The following is a 17,516-nucleotide window of genomic DNA, read 5'->3' as shown; positions in this document are numbered from 1 at the left end:
AAGGCGCGGCATGTGCTCGGGCGCGAGTATTACGCCGAAGCCGGCGGCGGCCATGTGCTGCAGGTGCAAGTCGTGGCCGCTGCAGTGGCCGAGTTGGGGCGGTTTCTCGGGGAAATACGACTTCTGGATCTTTGGGGCAACGTCGCATTCGGCGCGTTCCAGCAAGATGGTCTCACGGAGGTCGTCGATGCCGATCGAGGGACGGTTTGCGAGGCGGTGTGTCGGCGCGAGAACTGCGACGTAGTGCTCCTCGAACAGCGACCAGTCGTCGATGCGGGCGGGCACGTCCTGCACGTCGCCAACCATTGCGGCGTTGATCTCGCCCTCAAGCAAGAGGTCGACGAGCTCCCCCGCCGCGCCCTCGCGCAGCTCGACGTGAAGTCCAGGGACGAACTTTGCGATCTCCGCGATCGGATCGAGGACGAGCGACGCCGAGATGGAAGGGGCGAGACCGATCTTCAGTGGCGCGACCTCCTTGCGTTGGAACTCCTGAGCTCGGCGACGCACGGCCTCTGCTGAGGCCAGTGTGCGCTCCAGCATCGGAAGGACTTCCTTTCCAAGGTCGGTAAGTTGCGTCAGCTGGCGTTCGCGGTAGATCAACTGGCCGCCGAGCTCCTGCTCGAGCTTCTGCACCCCCTTGGTCAGGGCGGGCTGCGTGACATTGCACTGCTCGGCCGCGCGGGTGAAGTTGAGCGTGGACGCCACGGCGAGGAAGTAGCGAACTTGATGAAGCTCCATGGGTTGTTCTCCGTCAAAGTGCGGCCGTCGAGACTGACGAGCCTTCGCACTCGACGACGTGACGGGCACGTCGCAATCATGTGGCGTAGATGCAACTTGCGTGCGCACGTTGGAACGGTTCGGCCTATTGATTTGGACGCACGGACACGCTTTCAGGAACTTCTGAGAGCCGGGCCAGCGCGCTGCGCGGTAGGCGATAACCGGACCGGCCACCGCGCCGCGTGTATGCGATCCCAAGGCATGATCGTCAGCGCAGAGATCAATCATTCGGCAACAAGCGGAGGAAGCGCCAACGACAATTCGTCAACCATCAGTATGTCTGGGCGAATAATCGGGATCGGCGTCAGGCGTGGAGGGTCTCGCCGCCCTTCGCATCTGCGTAGTATTGAGGCGCCTCGCGACGGTCGTATTTCCCGTAGTCGCGCACGATCCGCACTTTCCGGACCCTCGCCTTGTCATTCGGCGCGGAAGCGTCCTCGTAGGCCTGCGCCGCAGCGGCGTCCTTCCAGGATATGAGCAGAATCAGGTCACCGGGCGTGAGCACTGCGTCGAAGATGTCCCAAGACGTGCAGTCGGCGGCCCAAGGGTTCAGTCCGAGCCACTCGGCGCAGTCGTACGGGTTGTCAGTCTGCTTCCACTCCGCGGGGCGCGTCGCGTTGATCAACGTGACCGTCGTTCCCTCGCCCACTTCGGTCTCGTCGAGCCGCTGCTCCGCAAGGGCGTACCCCGCAGGCACCTGATTGTCGGCAGTGATCTGGCCTACACGGAGGTGGTAGTCCGCGAGGATTTCGTCGCGGCCCTTCTGCTGGACCTCGTGGTGGCGCATGCGGGTGCGCCAGCGGACGAGCGACTTCTCGTCCCGCCAGTTCGAAAGCGAAAGGATCCAGCCCTCGCGGGTCAGGCTCTTGTAGCGGATGTTATCGACGAAGCCTTCGACCTGTTCCAGCTCAGGTCGCAACATTTTGGCGTTGTCGAGGTAGTCATCCCAGTTCTCTTTATGGGGGAAGACTTCGAAAATCACTGAAAACAGGCTGTATCCCTCGTCTGGAGTGCTGCGACGATCTCGATGTCGGAGTGCCCCCGCCATGCGCGCCGCCTTCACAGCAGGAGATCCTCGAGCCGTCGACATCGATCGTCTTAGACAGCATTCGGATGGCTCCCGTTTCGTTCACTGCTGCGTATCCTTATCCGGCACGACCGCGATCGCCGCAGGCCGCGCTGGAGAATCTGGCGTTTGCGGAAACTATCCTCTCGTCTCTCAAGCGCCGTAGCGTTCGGTCTTGATCGCCCCGGCTTCCAGTCCCAAAGCGAGCGCGGCGTCCGCCGCGATGTCGGCGAAGGCGTTCGACCCGCACACCAAGGCGCAGCCGGGAAACGAAGGCAGCCGCCCCGCGACGTCGGCGACCATCCTGCAGTCGATCCGCCTGCTGAAGTCGGTGCGGCGCATCGCCGGCTCGCGTGTCAGAGCCAAGGCGAGTGCGAAATCGGGAAGCGACCTCTCGAGCCCGAGGAGTTCATCCCTGAACAGAACGTCACCCCAGGTCCTGGAGGAGAGCAACAGCGCGACAGGCACTGGCTCTCCGCTGGCCTTCCGATGCCGGATCATCGCCATAAGCGGCGCGACTCCGGAGCCGGCGCCGATCAAGAGCACTGGTTTGTTGGCAGGCCTCGGCCAGAGAAAGTGTCCGCCAAGCGGGCCGCGAAGCTCGATCGTGTCGCCTGCTTGGGCGACGTCGTGGAAGAACGGGGACACCTCACCGTCCGAAAGGCGCTCGATCGCCAGCTCAATCACCTTGGAATCACTCGGGGCCGAGGCGATCGAGTAGCTGCGCATGACATTGTAGCCGTTGGGCGCGGTCAGCCGCACGTCAACGTGCTGTCCCGCCGTGTAGTCGAACGGTTCGGAGAGGCGGAGAAAGAAGCTCTTGATAGCCGGCGTTCTCGTTGCGACCTCGACAATCGCACAGCTCTGCCATCGCGCGGTTGCGACAATCGCTTCAGTCATTCGTGTATCGCTGCTCATTCCACGGATCACCGTACATATGGTACCCGCGCAGCTCCCAGAAACCGGCCTCGTCGCGCTCCGTGAACTGAAGCCCGTTCACCCACTTCGCCGACTTCCAGAAGTAGAGATGCGGCACGAGCAGGCGCGCCGGCCCCCCGTGGTCGCGCGGCAGCGGCTGGCCCTCGTACTTGAGCGCGACCATCGCCTTCCCCATCGCGAGGTCGGCGAGTGGCACGTTGGTGGAATATCCGTCGTAGCAATGTGCGAGCGCAAATGGAGTGGGTGCGCTAAGGCCAGCGTCGGCGAGGATGTCGTCGACGGCCACGCCTTCCCAGGCGGTGTTAAACTTTGACCACGAGGTCACGCAGTGGATGTCTCGCGTCATCTTGGTTCGCGGGAGCGAGTTGAACTCCGACCAACTCCACTCTTTGACCGGACGAGGTCCGACCTTGAGCGTGAAAGTCCAGTCCGCGGGCTCGATTCGCGGCGTGGGACCGGCTGTAAGCACCGGAAAATTGTCGACGAGGTGCTGTCCCGGGGGAATCCGGTGCGATGGTTCTGATCCGGATTGGCGGCCTGTGAAACCGCGAGTGACCATAGCGGATTTCCTCCGTCGGCGGTGAAAGGAGCTTAGGTTGGCGCACCCACCACGACCGCAGCGGTGCGCTAGTTGGCGTCAAGCCGGGAGGCAGTTAGGCGCGCCCGCCCGGCGCGTGGAGCCAATCATCTGGCCCGGTCGCGCGCGGCCGGCACTCAGGCCCGAGCGGGCGCACGTTCACGCACGCTGCCCGGCCCTAAGGGAACGTCAGGCCGAAAGCGGCCGGATCGGGCTCCTCGCCTTTCCGGGGGACCAAGAAGCGCTCCAGCCCACCCGGCACGAAGCTGAGCAGCAGGGTCGCCTGGTCGCCGACCACCTCGATCGTATGCGGTACCCCGCGGGGAAGAGCCGCGTAGGCGCCCGGCCCCACCTCGACGCGGGCATCGCCGACCCGCGCGATGAGCTGCCCCTGCACCACGTAGAGCAGCTCGTCCTCGCGCGAGTGGGTGTGCAGCGGCGGCTCCTCGCCGGCCCGCACCGTCCACAGCACAGCGCCATACTCGCCTCCGGTCTGGCTGCTCTCCACTTTCATCTCGACGTTCGAACCTCCGCTCGAGGTCACCGTCTCGCCGCCTTGGGGCGGCGTAAGAACCGGTTGCTTCACTGACATTGGTAGCCTCCTGATCGTGGACCCTTGTTCGGGTGTCGGAGCGGCGGCGAAAGGTTGCCACTCACGCTCGTCAGAATGGGATTGCGCGCGGCGAATGGGAAATGACGTCACGCCATGAAGTCGATAGCCACGCGTTATGATAGCCGTAGGCACGTGAACATCTCTTCTCGATCGCCGAGAGTTCCGCTCGGGCGAGTGCTTGCAGGCGGAAGCACCGCACGGCCTCCGCAGCGGTGCCAAGCGTCTCTCGGCCATTCCCGATAACGACCGGCTATCGACTCCATGGCGAGAGGTGATTTTCCTTTCGACCGTCATGGACTCAATCTTCGACCTGTGTCGCCCGCTCTCGTGTCCAGGCCGAAGTCGGCGTTCCGTTGAACGATCGCAGGTGAGGAGGCCCGATATGCAGATCAAAAAGACAATCGGCGTTTCATTACCCGGCTCTGTCGAAGATCCACCGCCGGAGGATGTCGTCGTGCTCGTGGACAGCGCCGGCGTCGCGCTTGGCGTGCGGCATGCGTTCAGCGCAAGGGTGCGGGGCGCCTGCGATCGCGGCAACGGCCTCATTGCGCCCAGGTGCGTGGAGATCCCGCTTGTCGGGCCCAACGGCGAGGTCTCGGGGATTTTGTGCCGCACCGACGCGCGGTCCGACACGCGTGGCTCGGTCGCCCCGCGCAGGCGGGAGACGGTGAAAGCGTTAGCGGACATGGCGCAGCTGGTCACCCACGACATTAACAACCTTCTCGCCGTAATCGACGGCAGCCTATGGCTGCTCGAGCGCCAGAACGATGCCGCGCGGCGAAAGGCCATCATCGGCAGAATGCAGGAGGCGATCGCGCGAGGCGCGTTACTCAACCGGCAGCTCCTCGACGCTGCGCGACCGGGCCCCAACTCGATTGACGGACCTGTCGAAGGCAATCGCCTCGCAGCAATGGCGGCCTCGCTTGACCGGGCGTTGCGTCCGGACATCACGATCAACACCGAGATCGCCTCTGACTTATGGGCCTTCAATGCCGACCCAGAAGAGTTGTACTTCGCCTTGTTGAACCTCTGCCGAAATTCGGCCGATGCTATGCCGAACGGCGGCGCGATCACCGTCGCGGCGCGAAACGTCGAGTCTCGCGCTGGCGCGGCCCGGGAGTTCGTCGAGATCATCGTCGCCGACGACGGAGAGGGCATGACCGAGGAGTTCCTCTCGCAGGCCTTCACCGCATACTTCACAACAAAGGCCGCGGGCAGTGGCACCGGCCTCGGGCTCCCCCAGGTCCAGCGCTTTGCTGAGGGACGAGGCGGCGCGGTCTTTATAGAGAGTGAGCGGGGTGCCGGCACGCTAGTGCGCCTCTTCCTCCCGCGCGTGCACGCGGCGAGGCTCTCCAGCAGTATCGTCGACACGGAGATCGCGTACACGCGGTCACACGACGGCGGCGTATTCCACATCGTAAGCCCAGCGACGGCGGCGCCGATGTTGTAGCGGCGCAAATACCTGGAGACCGGTTCATGATCCCGCCCGGCCGCCTCGATTCTTTCGGTCGCCGTCGGGACTGCCCTGCTCTGGGGAGCTTCGGGCCAGGAACTGATCGAAGAGGCGCCGTAGAGCGCTGGCATGCAAGTATCATAGCCCGCCGGCCTTTATGCAGATCCTGAACGGAGGGCTTTCGATGATTTTACCTACCGGTACGACAGTAGCCGTCGCTGACGGCGAGACAATGCGACTGTTCCACAATACGGGCGTGAAGCCTGGGGTTCACCTGGTCGAGATCACGGCGGCTCCGCCTGCGCCCGCCCGCTCAGGTTCGGGCGCGCGACATCGCAGCAGCTCCGCCAACCCCGATGGCAGGCGGCTCGTCGAGGACGACTTCGCGGCAGCGACGGCCACGTTCCTGAACAAGCTCAGCCTCGACGGGACCATAGAACACTTGGTCGTTGTGTCAGATCCCAGGACCCTGGGAGAGATGCGCAAGCACTACCACCGCGACCTGATAGGCAAGATCATAGGCGAACTCGCGAAGGACTTCAGCCGGCGTCCGCTCGAGGACATCGCCTCACTGATCGCCGACGCCTGACACACCCCGGGAAGCGATCTCAAGCGAGGGCAGGATTCTACGAACTTACCTCTTTGAGGCAGTTCCGCTCTATCGGACCAAGAAATTGTTCCACCGCAAGGCCTGAGGTACGAAGCTTGCCGAGCGGAGGAAGGCAAAGATTGCCATTGCTCGGAAGAGCGGTTCGCTTGGTCCAGCTTTTGCGGAAGGCGCCGGGATCTATCGAGCCGCACCACCGTCAGCTCGCGGAGGCCGTCGGCACCGCGATCTTGTTCTGCGCGATGATGGCTTCGGCCCGCGCGAGATTTTCCAATAGGCGCTGCCTGGTCAAAGCGGCACCATGGTGTGCGTCAGCAGGGTGGCGACAAAGAAGATCGCGCCGATCAGGGCGAACATGTTTGCCAGGGTGATGTTGTGCAGAAAGATTTCCAGCAGGCGGCTGAAGATGTCGTTCCAGGTTACGCTACTGGGATCGAGACCCATCTGGACAAGAATCTTCGCGAATCTGAGGTTGTCGGTTGCTGCATCTAGAATGCGATCCAGCATGCTGGATACGTCTGCGCTAAGCATCATTTGGTTTCGCCAAAGTGTTGTGTAAGCCAATACCGGCAGCGGCTATTCCGGATGAAACTATTGCGTTCGTCAACTGAAACGAAAGACTCGGCGAGTGCGAGATGGTGCAAACAGGAATCTGGCGACCATCGACAGCACCACCAGCGGGCCTCCCTCCAGCGCCACCGGAATCATCGCGTGCGCCACCAGCGCGAGGACAGCGCCACCCACCAGCGCTTGGGCAACGGCTGCATCCAGCGCATCGTCTGCCAATGAATCCTTTGCCGATCGCCGCGACCACGATGCCGGCGAGCAACAGGGTCGGCCACAGACCGAAGATCGCGGTTGTCCGATCCAGATCTTCTTGAGCAACTGATCGTGCGTTACCAAGAGACCAACATGCATCGCCAAATGCGCAGCAGCCCTCGTTGGGCATCCTGTCTGTTGGCTGTTCGCGTCAGTTCGCGCGGCACTGGGACATGTCCGAACATGGCGTAAGACCGGAAGTCGCCCGCTAAGGCTCAAACTGGCGCTTTTGCCCCTAAGCGGCTTTACCTTTTATCAGGCCGCCTCGGATGTCAGCACCGCTCGCATCTAGCGCCGTCTGCGTTTGGAACCGAAACATTTTCTGGCCAGATGATTTACTCTTGGGGCTTCGCAAGATGCGAGGCATTCATGAACCTTGTCTCGGCGAGCGACGTGTTCCTTACAGTCGCGATCATGAGCATCGCTTTCCTGGCCGAAATCGCTCTTTTCATCTTGATTGGACTGATCTGAAAGGACGCGCTGTGCTGCGCGCGGCCGAGCAAGGTCTAATTCTCTGTGATCTTGATGGTTGAGACCGGCCATCTTCCGTCGTGACCTTTGATCGAAATCCGAAGCCCGTGCAATTCGTCCAGCCAAACGTACTCGATCGTGCCCGCCTTTCCATCGGTAAGGACGACGGCTTTGCCGATCAATTCGGCTTGCGCCTCGCCGTACTCCTTCAGAATTTTTGGCGCACGGCGGTTCACCGATGGCATTGCTCATCCAATTCGGTCGAGCCGTCTTTCGCTCAGCGGCGAACCTTGTCCCAGCGCTCAGCCGCCGGAATGATGGATGGTGACTGCTCCTCCAATTCGCGGAGCCGGTCGATTTGCTGTTTAAGTCCTTCGGGTAGTTCCGGCTCTGGCTTCAGCGACGCGCCCAATCTCTCGCCGATCTCTCGAACGATGGCGCGGCTGTGTGTGTGGTCAAGGTCAACGCGATGGTCCATGCAATTGCTCTCGTTCCGGTAAAGGCAACGCCAGCTATGTCCAACATCGTACCTAGCCCTCCGCAAACTCAATGGAGGCACGGCCAGCGACTTTTGAATGGAACCGGAGACCGCCGCTTTTGGCTATCTGCGCGAGCGCTCGTTTTCACTACAGCGGGTCTTTGGTAGCGACCTTTGGCTATCCGCGACATGCGCCGGTTTTCTACCAGCGAGCGGCAGTCTCGCATCTCTCTAAAGCCTGGCGTGCGCTTTCGTTCCTTTGATCTTTGATCCGACGCGATATTCCATTCGTAGGAGCCCGGAGTGGGAGGTCGACGCATCCCAAGGCTTACTGAGTTCGCGCTCGATGCCATCGTTGCGCGCGGGAACCATTTCTGAGAGTGCCCAGTTAGTTCATGGGGCGATGAAGGGACCATCGTCATGAGCACCAAATATATCGCTGCGATTGCGATAGTTGTTCTTGCCGCCTGTAGCGGGCTGGTCGTGAATTCCGTCGGCTCGCTTCATCCCGAAGAGCAGTCCACGCTGTCCGCCAGACAAGTGGCTGACCGATTAGCTGGATCCTTGGATCCGTATTTGACACGGTCTGGTGGGTGACAACTCAGAATGCATTTGGCGGCGCTGCCTAAAGTCATGGGCATCGGGCCCGTTCGTTGCGGCATAGACAAGAAGCAGCGGAACTATTCTCGTGTTCAACCCGGCAGACGAGTAACGCGGCGTATGAGTGCGAGCGCTATGGGATGTGAGGCCAAAGGCGTTAGAGCATTCCTTGCCGGACGAGGCGCTCAATATCGTCGCGCGCGGACATTGGCTTCCTCCTCCGCATTTCAGCAGATGTGAAGATACTATTTTGACCTTCGCGACGACGAAGCGCTAATCCCGGATGAAGAGGGAATGGTGTTGCCTGACATCGGATCGGTTCAGGAAGAGGCCGTGAAGGCCTTGGCCGACATGGTCCACGGTGCTGGCAAAAAATCCGCCGGCCTAATTCAGATGGCGATTGAGATCCGCGACGACGACGGGCCCGTGATGCAGATTAGATTCGCGTTCGATGTCGTCAGGCTGCGTTGAGGGCAGCAGGACGGAGAAGCCGTCATGTGTGAAAAATGCGCCGAGTTTGACAAGAGGATCGCGCACCACAGGGCACTATCCATGCGGACCACGGATCAACTGACCCTGGAGGGCATTGCTGTTGATCAAGCAGTACGAAGCGCAGAAGCGCGAGTTGCCTGGTGAGCCGACGGAGTAAGGCCGCCTCAGTTGGTGGCCTCTTTCACTGCGAGCGTCACCTGTTGGCCTCTTTCGGACCTCATGGCACGGTCTGCGGATGACTGGGGCTTAGCGACTTCGGAGGAACGCCTGCTAAACTTCCAAGTGTGACCCGCTGCTGACGTTCGCTCAGAAAGTTGCATCGCGCCGTGAATCATTCATTTTCCGATAGTCCGTAGCTTGTGCGCAGGCTGATCCGGATCGAGAGAATGGACCGCTCGCTCACGGAGGCTACCTACCGTTGACAGAAACCGTCGTTGAATGATCCAGTTGCGCATTCGGGCACGAGGATCAGACATGCTGTTTCAAAGCCGATGTTTTTCTCTCTTACGGGTTGCCTGCATTCTTGCCGCTGCTGCCGGAATCTCTGCGTCCAGCGCGGCCCGCGCGCAGGCGCCGGCAGTCTGGACGGTGCCAGAGGTCGGTGCGTTGCCGAATGATGCCTTCGGTGTTCAGGTGCGGAGGGGACGCGACCTCATCACCGCGACATATGCGCATATCGGCCCGGAAGTCGCGGATACCGCAAGGCGGTTTGCGGGCAACAATCTCGCCTGTAGCAACTGCCATCTCGCAGCCGGAACGAAGAAGTTTGGATTGCCGATCTTCGGCCTGTTTGAATTGTTTCCTCAATACAGTGCAAGGCTCGGTGCTGAAATTACCATCGAGGATCGGGTCAACTCCTGCATGGTGCGCAGTATGAATGGCCGTGAACTGCCGAATGATAGCGTCGAGATGCAGGCGATCGTCGCCTATATCAAGTTTCTGTCGTCAGGCGTTGCAGCGGGACAGATTTTGCCTGGGCTCGGTGCCGGAACGATGCCCGAACTTAAGCGAGCGGCCGATCCTGTTCGCGGCAAGGCGATCTACGCAAACTCCTGTCAGACTTGTCACAACACAGATGGTTCTGGAATCCGCCGTAGCCTGCCGACAACGGATCTCGGGTATGTGATGCCGCCGTTGTGGGGACCGGACAGCTTCAACGACGGCGCAGGAATGGCGCGATTGATTACCGCGGCGAACTTCCTGCATTTCAACATGCCGCATGGCGCAGATTACCTGAACCCGCAGCTTTCCGTCGAGCAGGCGTGGGACGTGGCGGCCTTCGTCATTTCGCAGTCGCGACCGAAAATGGCTGGGTTGGACAAGGACTTCCCTGATCTTTTGCGAAAGCCGGTCGATACGCCCTACGGCCCTTATGCCGACGGATTTAGCGAGCGACAGCACAAGTATGGACCGTTCGCACCGATCCGGGCCGCGATTGCAAAGGCAAAGAAAGCGCGTTGAGCATTTCAGCGCGAAGCCGCGGAAGCCTTCATCCGTCATAGCTTACGTGGATACAGGCGACTTTTCATCGGGAGCCTTCCTGAGTCCATTCCGTACCCGACGCTGCAAGCCAGATTGCTCATTGATGAGATCAGAACGTTCCAGGGGTTCGCTATGCCGGACAGCATTGCGGCTCTGGTCCGGTGGTCCGATGAACCACCGCGATGCGAATATTGTGTTACGGATATCGCAAGAGGCACATGCCTATCACGACGGCATCGACCATTGCGAAATTGAAATCCCGGACGCGATCACCAGCCTGCTGGGCGTCCCCTCAACGCCCGACAGCCGTCTGGAATAGCATTTGGTTCGGGCCGGAGCGCGATCCTATTTTCCTGAGCGAAGGTCCGGGTTTGGCCCTTGGCGGACATTCGCTTAAGCATCTTCGATGTCTGCTTTTGAGGGCGATCCGGACCTCGCTATTCCCGTACGCGTGTACTGGATTTTGTGCGTACACGCCCTAGGTCAGCTCCGGCTCAGAGGTCGAGATCGGCCATCGCCGCGAAGGCATTTCCGCTTGCCGGCTCGCGCCCGAGGAACCATGCATCTCCATTCGGACTGCGATACAGTTCTCTTCTCTCGGACAAGTAGCTGCTCCTCATTTTGCCCGCGAGCGCTTACGGACGCGCCGCCGTTAACTCACTCGTTTTCACTCTCGCTAAGTTCTCGCTCTACCTGCAACCGAAACTCAAGATCACGGCTACTGGGCCGGCCGGGCTGTTCCCAAAGTGCGTGGGCGCGCGCCCGGACTTCTGCTTGGACCGCCAGGTGGCTATAAGCCGTCGCCGGGCCTCGATCAGCTCGTCGACAAATGCCTTGAGCCGCCGATGGGCCGTTTAGTCGCTATGCCGGTAGCAAGCCGCTTGGTTCGTTCGGGCTGGCGCTCCGAGGCTTGGCGATCACTGCGCGGCTCCGGCCAGCAAGAAAGCGCCGCCAAGCGCGACCATCACAAGTCCGGGCCAATTCGATTTGATGCCGAAACCGCTAGCCGGTCTTTCAGGTTCGAGCGTGTTTTGCCCAGAGCGAAGCCGCCTTCCACCGCTCAATCGGCCTCGCCAGATTGGTTGAAACGCCATCTGTAGCACGCCGCCGAAAACAAGGAGCACACCAAGCCATATGAGGATCATGCGCGCCCCCTGCACGAGCGAACGCCGAGAGGTTGCTCCGCCGAGAACCGCGGTCCATTCAACGTCTGCCCGCTGCTCTCGGAATTGAACGACCTGAAAGCCACCAGACGCGCCAGCGCGCTGCACGTAGGCTGGAGATCACGCTCTTCGAAGCTCAGGCTAGGTATAAGCATCCTGATTAGTCTCCGTCCGGCTCGCGCACGACCGGCGGTTCGTCGGTTCGGTTCTCTTCGTCTTCTTCATCTTCGTCTTCTTCATCTTCGTCTTCGTCTTCGTCATCAGGATGATCTCGGGGCGGCATTGTGTTGTCCATGATCGCGAAGACACGCCGGTCGATCCTGGTGGAAACTACCTCGGGGATTTGTAGGGTCATGTTGTGTGCTCCTCGGATTGTGACCTGGGGCAATTTACCCCTTGCTTTCGCAGGGGCAGATACGGAATTGGCGGCATGGCAGTCTATTTCGGTGCCTGCAGGCCGGGAGACGAAAGCCATTCCTGTACGCAAGCGGCAGCTTCGGCCTTACGCGCCTGGCGGATTAGCTTTTCGCGCTCAACACCAGGCGGGATACCCCGCGCTTCCTTCCGCAGTCGCTTGGCCGGTTCTTCTAAGTGTTCATCTGGTAGAGGCGCCTGATCGAAACGGCGTCTTCTCATGACGGGTCTCCTTCCAATTGCGGTGGAGCGCAATTTACGTTCTCGTCACCGATGACGGCCCATGGCGTAGACATTAAACGCTTTAAGGCCCGGACGGTTGCGGCCGTTCGAGGCGTCGTGGCAGGAAGGCTGCCCAATTGAGGCGCTTTACCGCTCTAGCTCTTTGCGGATCTGGTTGCGGTGCAAGAGGTGAGTTTCCTGTAACTCGCGGTAGGTGCCCAAGACCTGTGTTGCCAGGTCGGTGGGATGACCGCTGCGTCCCAGCATGTCGATGATCTCGATCTGACGGGCAATGTGCCGGCCACCGAGTGCAATATGCCGCTTGGTCTCCGCTACGTGGCGATTTGGTAGCGCAGCGCGTCCACGACTGGTGAACATGCCGGCTCCGGCTCGGGGAAGCAGCGGTGGCCTTGATCATAGAGGGCTTCGTCCATCGTTGCCTCATGTTGACCGGCGACCCGGGCCGCGCGCCTCATGGCAGCCGAAGGGACTCTGACCAAGGTAATTGCGTCCATGCCAGACCACGCCGGCGCCCACTGCCTCCTCGGTGTCGTGCGGATCTTTACCAAGCGCGCCGCCCAGGGTATCGCCGAATGTGAGCATGCATTGGTGCTCGATCGAAATCTCGCCTCCGCTTATGTGTGGATTGGACTTGGGAAGTGTTATCTCGGCCGAGCTGAGGAAACGGAAGCCTGTGTCATGGAGGCATTTCGGCTTTCCCCCCGTGACAACAGGGCATTCAGCTGGTTGGCGACAGCTGGTGTTGCACAATCCTATCTTGCAGCCGACGAGGCCGCTGCGCGCTGATTCACGCGAGCGATCGAAACGAACCGGAATGTCGCCGCCTTCGTTCACTTCTTTCTTGCCGCCGCTTTGGCTCACCTTGGGCGGGTCGAGAACGCACGGGCCGCGATAGAGGCGGGACTCACCGTCGACCCCAAGTTCACTCTGGCTCACTCCCACGCTAGTTCGCCAACGGACAATGCGACCTGTCTCCCACAGCGTATGCGGATAGCCGAGGGCTTGCGCAAAGCGGGGCTACCCGAGGGATGAGCTGGCCAACAGTTACCGGGGATCAATCCGGAGCCAAGAAATCGAAAAATGGCGGAGAGAGTGTCAGTCAATCCCCATTGAAAGATAAGCTGTTTTTCAATCCAGCGCGTGGCAACCCACGGTCCTCGTTACCAACAATTGGCCAACCCGCACGCGAGTTGCGCCCAAGCCTCTGCACCATCTTCCGTCGATCTGCGCCGGGCGGCCGACCAGGCCATCTCCGGCGGCGACGCTCGCAATACCGTGAAGAGCTGATCGCGGCGGTATCGAAAGGCTATTCTCTCGCGGTCGCCAATACGTGGTGGCCCATCACATAGATCGACGGCGCGACGCGCGTCTGAATACACCTCGACCCGTCGATCTTCCTCCGACTGCGGTCCGATACTCCATGTAGTTGATGTCAACTCCGGAAGCTTCGCTATGCAAATTCGGCCCGCGATGTTGCGCTGACATCACGGTCGGCGCCCATACAGCTTAGGTTAAGCGTTTGAGACGGACGCTCGCCGAATGCACTTCTATACTCGACAGAAAAGCGCCCTAGCTCGCTAAAGCCAAAAGCTATTGCAACTTTGGTAACTGTGGTCAGCTCGCGGTCGGCCGCCAGAAGCATTTTCCTGGCGTGCAGCAACCGCAACATGCGGAGGCGCCGGCAGGGCGGGACGCCATGGATCTCGTTGAACGCCTTGCGCAGGGTACGCTCACTCACGGTAAGAGCACGACAGATATCCGAAATAGACGGCGGTTGATCGGGACGGCTCAAAGCCAATTTCTCTGCTTGCCCTACCAGATCGCAACAGATCTCTCGCTGTTGCGCTGATTTCATTTCCCGAACGGTCGGAAGCCGATGACCCTTGGACATTCAACCTATTCCATGTGCAAGGCACGCCACCGCGATCGCCTCGACGAGGCGCTGGTCGGGACTGTCGCAAGCGCTCAGATCGGTATGTGCGTGCGCCGGTTGGATGATCACAAGCTCAACGACGGTCGTCCGTCGCATGGTCCTGGCTCCTCCTGTTTGCCCGAAACGGATGGAGTTCGTTTTGCGTTCGGCCGCCCGTGTTCGGCGAAGTGACTGCATGACGCTACGCTGCCCCCAGCCTGCCCCGCTCAGTAGCAGGGCGGATAGGGGTAGTATCCGCAGCGTGGCGCGTAGTAGTACGGATAGGCCGCAGCTCCCGCTACGGCAGCTCCAGCCAGGGCAGCCGCTCCCGCATAGGCGGCGCCCCGGTAGAAAGCACCGCGGTAAGCCGTCCGGCGGGCGACGCCGGCAAAGGACAGCGGCGTAAGCGGTCGCCCAATGATATCGATAAAGACCGATGCCGGTCCATCAGCTCCCGCAAGGTCGCCTTCGAGCACATCGACGTCGAAGATCAGTTTGTCGCCTTCGAGCTTGGGCGATTTCAGCACGACGACAACGTCGGCCACCGATGATCCGTCTTTCCTGAATCCGGAAACGGTGGCGTTCGGAGGATCCTTCGCGAAATTGTCGCTGCCGTTGCCCCAATCCTCGACGATCCGCGTTGTCAGATCGTGACCGGCCGCCCGGACCGGACGATCGGCAAATACGATCGCATTCGGCGAAACCCCGATCAGCACCAGCTTGCCGTCCTTCAAGCTCGCGCCGCGCGAATTGATCACGAAGAGAGACGGCACGACTTCCGACTTGGCCTGGCCGATGGATTTCTCAAGCGGCACATGCGGCTTAGGTTCGGGAGCCGATTGAGCAAAAAGGTTCTGGGACCAGACCAGTGATGCGGCGGCGCAAACTGCGATCAGAACTGAACGAAGCGGCATGGTTGTTCTTTCCTTTTGAAGTCGGACTCTTTTTTCTTCGGTCGGCTCAGATTTCTTCGGTCGGCTCAGACGGCTTTCCAAATCGCCCCGCGCAATTGCGTATCAAAGCAGATAGCTCCTTCAGGAGCGTGGTGATCTCACTAAACCTTTCGCGCCAATTCAGGTCGCGCGTCTTGCCCTTTCGTGCCAATCATCTGGAATACTTCAGCGGTCGACCGTCCTGTGCAATGACGCGCCTGCCCATGCTTACGGGCAAGTTGCTGCCGCCTGTAAACAACGGGTTGAACTTTCATCAAACGCGCGAAGATGCGGCTGAAGCTGCTTGCGTTGGCATATCCAAGGAATTTTGCGATATCCGACAGGCGCTTGCTTGAGTCCGCAAGCAACCGGCAAGCCACGTTCAGGCGAACCTCGGCGAGCATTTTGCTGTGACTTGTGCCCATGCGGCCGAGATGCCGCTGCAACGTCCGCGAGCTAACCTTCAATGCGCGGGCAGTACTATCGAGAGTTGCGTCACCTTGTCGCAGCGACACGACAATTGCCGCGCGGACCGTCCGGTATGAAGGCAGCCGGATAGCTCTCATCGGTTGATGTGAGGCGTGAAGGCGATGCGCCCCCCTCAAGAAAACAATGCTTCAAAGCTAGAAGCATTTTCGGCACGAATCTGGCCATTAGCCGCCAAAGCTTGCGTCGAAGGGAAGCAAGTCGGGGACTTCCCCGCAATGCCTTGCATTACGCGACAAAGACAAGGCAAGGAAATCAGCGGCCTGCTAGTCTGCGAACGCAGCTATTTTTTTGGCAGGTAGTAATGACCATCATTCCATTGACCCGTTGTCAGTTTCTTATGCCCTTCGCCGAGCTTCATTCAGAAATAGGCGGCCCCACCGCATCGCTTCTCGCCAAGTTTCAGTTGCCGACGTCTTTGGAAGAAAAAGCGGATCATTACGTGCCGCTGCTGCCAGTCATTCGCTTCGCGACGGCCGCCCAGGAAAAGCAGGGCTTGTCGGAAATTGCCTTTCGGGTAGCCCAGCGGCTCGCATTCGACCATTTGAGCGAAGCCATGCGAGTTCGAATCCGGCACTCGCCAACCCTCCTGGTTGCTCTTCAGCAGGCTTGCAAATGGTCGCCGATCGAGGACACTAATCTCCATCTATGGCTGGAGCCGTGCGGCCAGAGCGTGAAAATTTGCAGCAGGCTCGTTGGCACGGAGGGCATTTCCCATCTTGAGATGTCCCACTGGCTACAAAACATTTTCGTCATGCACATCGTCCGTCAGTTCGCCGGAGCGACCTGGACTCCGAGAGTGCTCGCGTTTGAAGCAAACTATGCGCCTAGCATTGAGGTTCAATCGCATTGGCCGAATACACGCTTCATGTCAGGTCAGAAGGCCTCGTGGATTGAAGTGCCGTTGCAGTTCTTGAGTCTTCCTAATCCCGTCGATGTCGTCCCGTCGAATTTACCCGAGACGGAGCGGCAGCCTTTCAGCAACGACATCGTCAGCATCCTCAAGCTGACTTTACCCTCGTATCTTGACGAAGGCGGCCCGACCATAATTCAGGCGGCCGAGATGGTTGCATTGAGCGTCAGGAGTCTGCAGCGGAAACTCTCGCTCGCGGGGCTGACATATTCGGACCTGTTGGAGCGGGTTCGCTTCAACAGCGCGATGAAGCTCCTGAGCAATCCCCAGAGCAAGATCATCGATGTGGCATTCGCATCGGGCTATGCGGATCCTGCTCACTTCACCCGCGCTTTCCGCCGGATATCCGGATGCACGCCACGAGAGTTTCGAGAGAGGCGGAGAAATGGTGCAAGCGAGCTCGCTTGAACTGTCCCGCTCGGTGACCGCTCCTCGGCCATTCAGCCGCCCGAAATCAGATAACCCGACATCGCGTTGCGTGGCGGACCACGAATTTTCCGGCATTATCTCTGAAAGCTCATCAAGCGGAATGTGGGGATCAAAAGATAGAACTTGGACCGACGGTCCCGCCTTGCTGGCTGCCGTTTCGGGCGCTTCTTCTAGGGAGACTGCCGTCCAGCGTGCCTAAAAATCCGGGCCGAATACGTCGTTATTGAACTGGGCCGAGGCTTCGTCGTTGTCCATGCTGTCGATCAGGTTCTGCTCGGGATTCGTAAAGCCACCTGACAATGCGCCATAACTGACGCGATATTTGTTCATTGCAGACACACTGCCGACATATGCACAGGTGCATCCGGAAGGATCGGCGTAGACGTAGTAGGAACGTCCGCCCTTTTGGCGCAGCTGAAATTGATTGGGTGGAAACGACATCAGCCGATTCAACATTTCCGGCGTGGTAGCGGCGATGGGGTTAAACCCCGATGAGATCAACAACTGGCCCGTTGACTGCTGGGCGTAGCCGCGGGCGCCCGGGCACAACTGGGCGAGCAGCACAACCAAGGCGATGCCTGAAGTAGCGCCTGTAGATCGAAGACTCATTTTTCCTTCCTGGGCACATAGGCGGACTACCGATTGGCAGC

Annotated in this window: 21 protein-coding genes and 2 pseudogenes; 6 read left to right on the top strand and 17 right to left on the bottom strand. The window is 60.1% G+C overall.

Annotation, left to right across the window (positions count from 1 at the left end):
• From AKL29_RS34860 to AKL29_RS34840, 5 genes are all read right to left on the bottom strand, one after another.
• Window positions 1-807, bottom strand: an 807-nt coding sequence (locus tag AKL29_RS34860) for a LysR family transcriptional regulator (protein ID WP_244482591.1), incomplete at its 3' end; no start/stop codon positions are given.
• A gap of 274 nt (window positions 808-1,081) precedes the next feature.
• A complete protein-coding gene (locus AKL29_RS34855) occupies window positions 1,082-1,840 on the bottom strand; it encodes an antibiotic biosynthesis monooxygenase family protein (RefSeq protein ID WP_244482590.1) in 759 nt (252 codons plus the stop codon).
• A 156-nt stretch (window positions 1,841-1,996) separates the two neighbouring features.
• Window positions 1,997-2,743, bottom strand: coding sequence for an FAD-binding oxidoreductase (locus AKL29_RS34850; RefSeq protein WP_050387273.1), 747 nt, complete (start codon window positions 2,741-2,743; stop codon window positions 1,997-1,999).
• The gene (locus AKL29_RS34845; protein ID WP_050387272.1) at window positions 2,736-3,341 is read right to left on the bottom strand and encodes a sulfite oxidase-like oxidoreductase; all 606 of its coding nucleotides are present in this window, start codon (window positions 3,339-3,341) and stop codon (window positions 2,736-2,738) included. The genes AKL29_RS34850 and AKL29_RS34845 overlap by 8 nt, the downstream gene beginning before the upstream one ends.
• Before the next feature lie 196 nt (window positions 3,342-3,537).
• Window positions 3,538-3,951, bottom strand: a complete 414-nt coding sequence (locus tag AKL29_RS34840; protein ID WP_050387271.1) for a cupin domain-containing protein — start codon at window positions 3,949-3,951, stop codon at window positions 3,538-3,540.
• A 403-nt stretch (window positions 3,952-4,354) separates the two neighbouring features.
• Between AKL29_RS34840 and AKL29_RS34835 the strand changes: the two genes are divergently transcribed.
• Both AKL29_RS34835 and AKL29_RS34830 read left to right on the top strand, forming a co-directional pair.
• Window positions 4,355-5,422, top strand: a complete 1,068-nt coding sequence (locus tag AKL29_RS34835; RefSeq protein WP_050387270.1) for an ATP-binding protein — start codon at window positions 4,355-4,357, stop codon at window positions 5,420-5,422.
• A 187-nt stretch (window positions 5,423-5,609) separates the two neighbouring features.
• On the top strand, window positions 5,610-6,014 hold the full coding sequence (locus AKL29_RS34830; protein ID WP_050387301.1) for a host attachment family protein: 405 nt from the start codon (window positions 5,610-5,612) through the stop codon (window positions 6,012-6,014).
• A gap of 309 nt (window positions 6,015-6,323) precedes the next feature.
• Here the strand turns inward: AKL29_RS34830 and AKL29_RS34825 are convergent.
• From AKL29_RS34825 to AKL29_RS34810, 4 genes and pseudogenes are all read right to left on the bottom strand, one after another.
• Window positions 6,324-6,566, bottom strand: a pseudogene (locus tag AKL29_RS34825) (Crp/Fnr family transcriptional regulator); the annotation flags it as partial.
• A 69-nt stretch (window positions 6,567-6,635) separates the two neighbouring features.
• Window positions 6,636-6,818, bottom strand: coding sequence for a hypothetical protein (locus AKL29_RS34820; RefSeq protein ID WP_050387268.1), 183 nt, complete (start codon window positions 6,816-6,818; stop codon window positions 6,636-6,638).
• A 539-nt stretch (window positions 6,819-7,357) separates the two neighbouring features.
• On the bottom strand, window positions 7,358-7,567 hold the full coding sequence (locus AKL29_RS34815; RefSeq protein WP_028337087.1) for a hypothetical protein: 210 nt from the start codon (window positions 7,565-7,567) through the stop codon (window positions 7,358-7,360).
• A gap of 32 nt (window positions 7,568-7,599) precedes the next feature.
• Complete coding sequence (locus tag AKL29_RS34810) at window positions 7,600-7,800, bottom strand: hypothetical protein (protein ID WP_038377878.1); 201 nt, start codon at window positions 7,798-7,800, stop codon at window positions 7,600-7,602.
• Between the two features lie 852 nt (window positions 7,801-8,652).
• Between AKL29_RS34810 and AKL29_RS34805 the strand changes: the two are divergent.
• The 3 genes and pseudogenes from AKL29_RS34805 to AKL29_RS43080 form a co-directional block, all read left to right on the top strand.
• Window positions 8,653-8,871, top strand: a pseudogene (locus AKL29_RS34805) (DUF6894 family protein); the annotation flags it as partial.
• A gap of 495 nt (window positions 8,872-9,366) precedes the next feature.
• Window positions 9,367-10,353, top strand: a complete 987-nt coding sequence (locus tag AKL29_RS34800; RefSeq protein WP_050387266.1) for a c-type cytochrome — start codon at window positions 9,367-9,369, stop codon at window positions 10,351-10,353.
• 190 nt (window positions 10,354-10,543) lie between these two features.
• A complete protein-coding gene (locus tag AKL29_RS43080) occupies window positions 10,544-10,693 on the top strand; it encodes a hypothetical protein (protein WP_157345859.1) in 150 nt (49 codons plus the stop codon).
• Window positions 10,694-11,031: 338 nt separating this feature from the next.
• Here the strand turns inward: AKL29_RS43080 and AKL29_RS41365 are convergent, their stop codons facing one another.
• From AKL29_RS41365 to AKL29_RS34775, 7 genes are all read right to left on the bottom strand, one after another.
• Entirely contained in the window at window positions 11,032-11,160 is a 129-nt protein-coding gene (locus AKL29_RS41365) for a DUF2934 domain-containing protein (protein ID WP_152977891.1), read from the bottom strand.
• A gap of 537 nt (window positions 11,161-11,697) precedes the next feature.
• Complete coding sequence (locus tag AKL29_RS43075; RefSeq protein WP_050387265.1) at window positions 11,698-11,892, bottom strand: hypothetical protein; 195 nt, start codon at window positions 11,890-11,892, stop codon at window positions 11,698-11,700.
• Between the two features lie 428 nt (window positions 11,893-12,320).
• Window positions 12,321-12,551 (bottom strand): hypothetical protein, encoded by a 231-nt coding sequence (locus AKL29_RS34790; protein ID WP_050387264.1) that lies wholly within the window; start codon window positions 12,549-12,551, stop codon window positions 12,321-12,323.
• 63 nt (window positions 12,552-12,614) lie between these two features.
• Entirely contained in the window at window positions 12,615-13,130 is a 516-nt protein-coding gene (locus AKL29_RS42435; protein WP_152977884.1) for a hypothetical protein, read from the bottom strand.
• 514 nt (window positions 13,131-13,644) lie between these two features.
• Window positions 13,645-14,085, bottom strand: coding sequence for a helix-turn-helix domain-containing protein (locus AKL29_RS41350; protein ID WP_080667247.1), 441 nt, complete (start codon window positions 14,083-14,085; stop codon window positions 13,645-13,647).
• A gap of 248 nt (window positions 14,086-14,333) precedes the next feature.
• Entirely contained in the window at window positions 14,334-15,020 is a 687-nt protein-coding gene (locus AKL29_RS34780; RefSeq protein WP_244482597.1) for a hypothetical protein, read from the bottom strand.
• A 140-nt stretch (window positions 15,021-15,160) separates the two neighbouring features.
• A complete protein-coding gene (locus AKL29_RS34775) occupies window positions 15,161-15,553 on the bottom strand; it encodes a helix-turn-helix domain-containing protein (RefSeq protein ID WP_244482587.1) in 393 nt (130 codons plus the stop codon).
• A gap of 275 nt (window positions 15,554-15,828) precedes the next feature.
• On the opposite strand from AKL29_RS34775, the gene AKL29_RS34770 reads away from it, so the two are divergent.
• Complete coding sequence (locus AKL29_RS34770; RefSeq protein ID WP_050387262.1) at window positions 15,829-16,845, top strand: AraC family transcriptional regulator; 1,017 nt, start codon at window positions 15,829-15,831, stop codon at window positions 16,843-16,845.
• Window positions 16,846-17,061: 216 nt separating this feature from the next.
• Here AKL29_RS34770 and AKL29_RS42430 read toward each other — a convergent pair whose 3' ends face one another.
• Window positions 17,062-17,475: a phospholipase D-like domain-containing protein gene (locus AKL29_RS42430; RefSeq protein ID WP_152977883.1), complete on the bottom strand. Its 414-nt coding sequence runs from the start codon at window positions 17,473-17,475 to the stop codon at window positions 17,062-17,064.
• Window positions 17,476-17,516 lie beyond the last annotated feature (41 nt).

This window comes from Bradyrhizobium pachyrhizi (genome assembly GCF_001189245.1).
Taxonomy (GTDB): Bacteria; Pseudomonadota; Alphaproteobacteria; order Rhizobiales; family Xanthobacteraceae; genus Bradyrhizobium; species Bradyrhizobium pachyrhizi.
The sequence above is the reverse complement of the archived record's forward strand: the minus strand, read 5'-3'. Positions and strand labels throughout refer to the sequence as shown.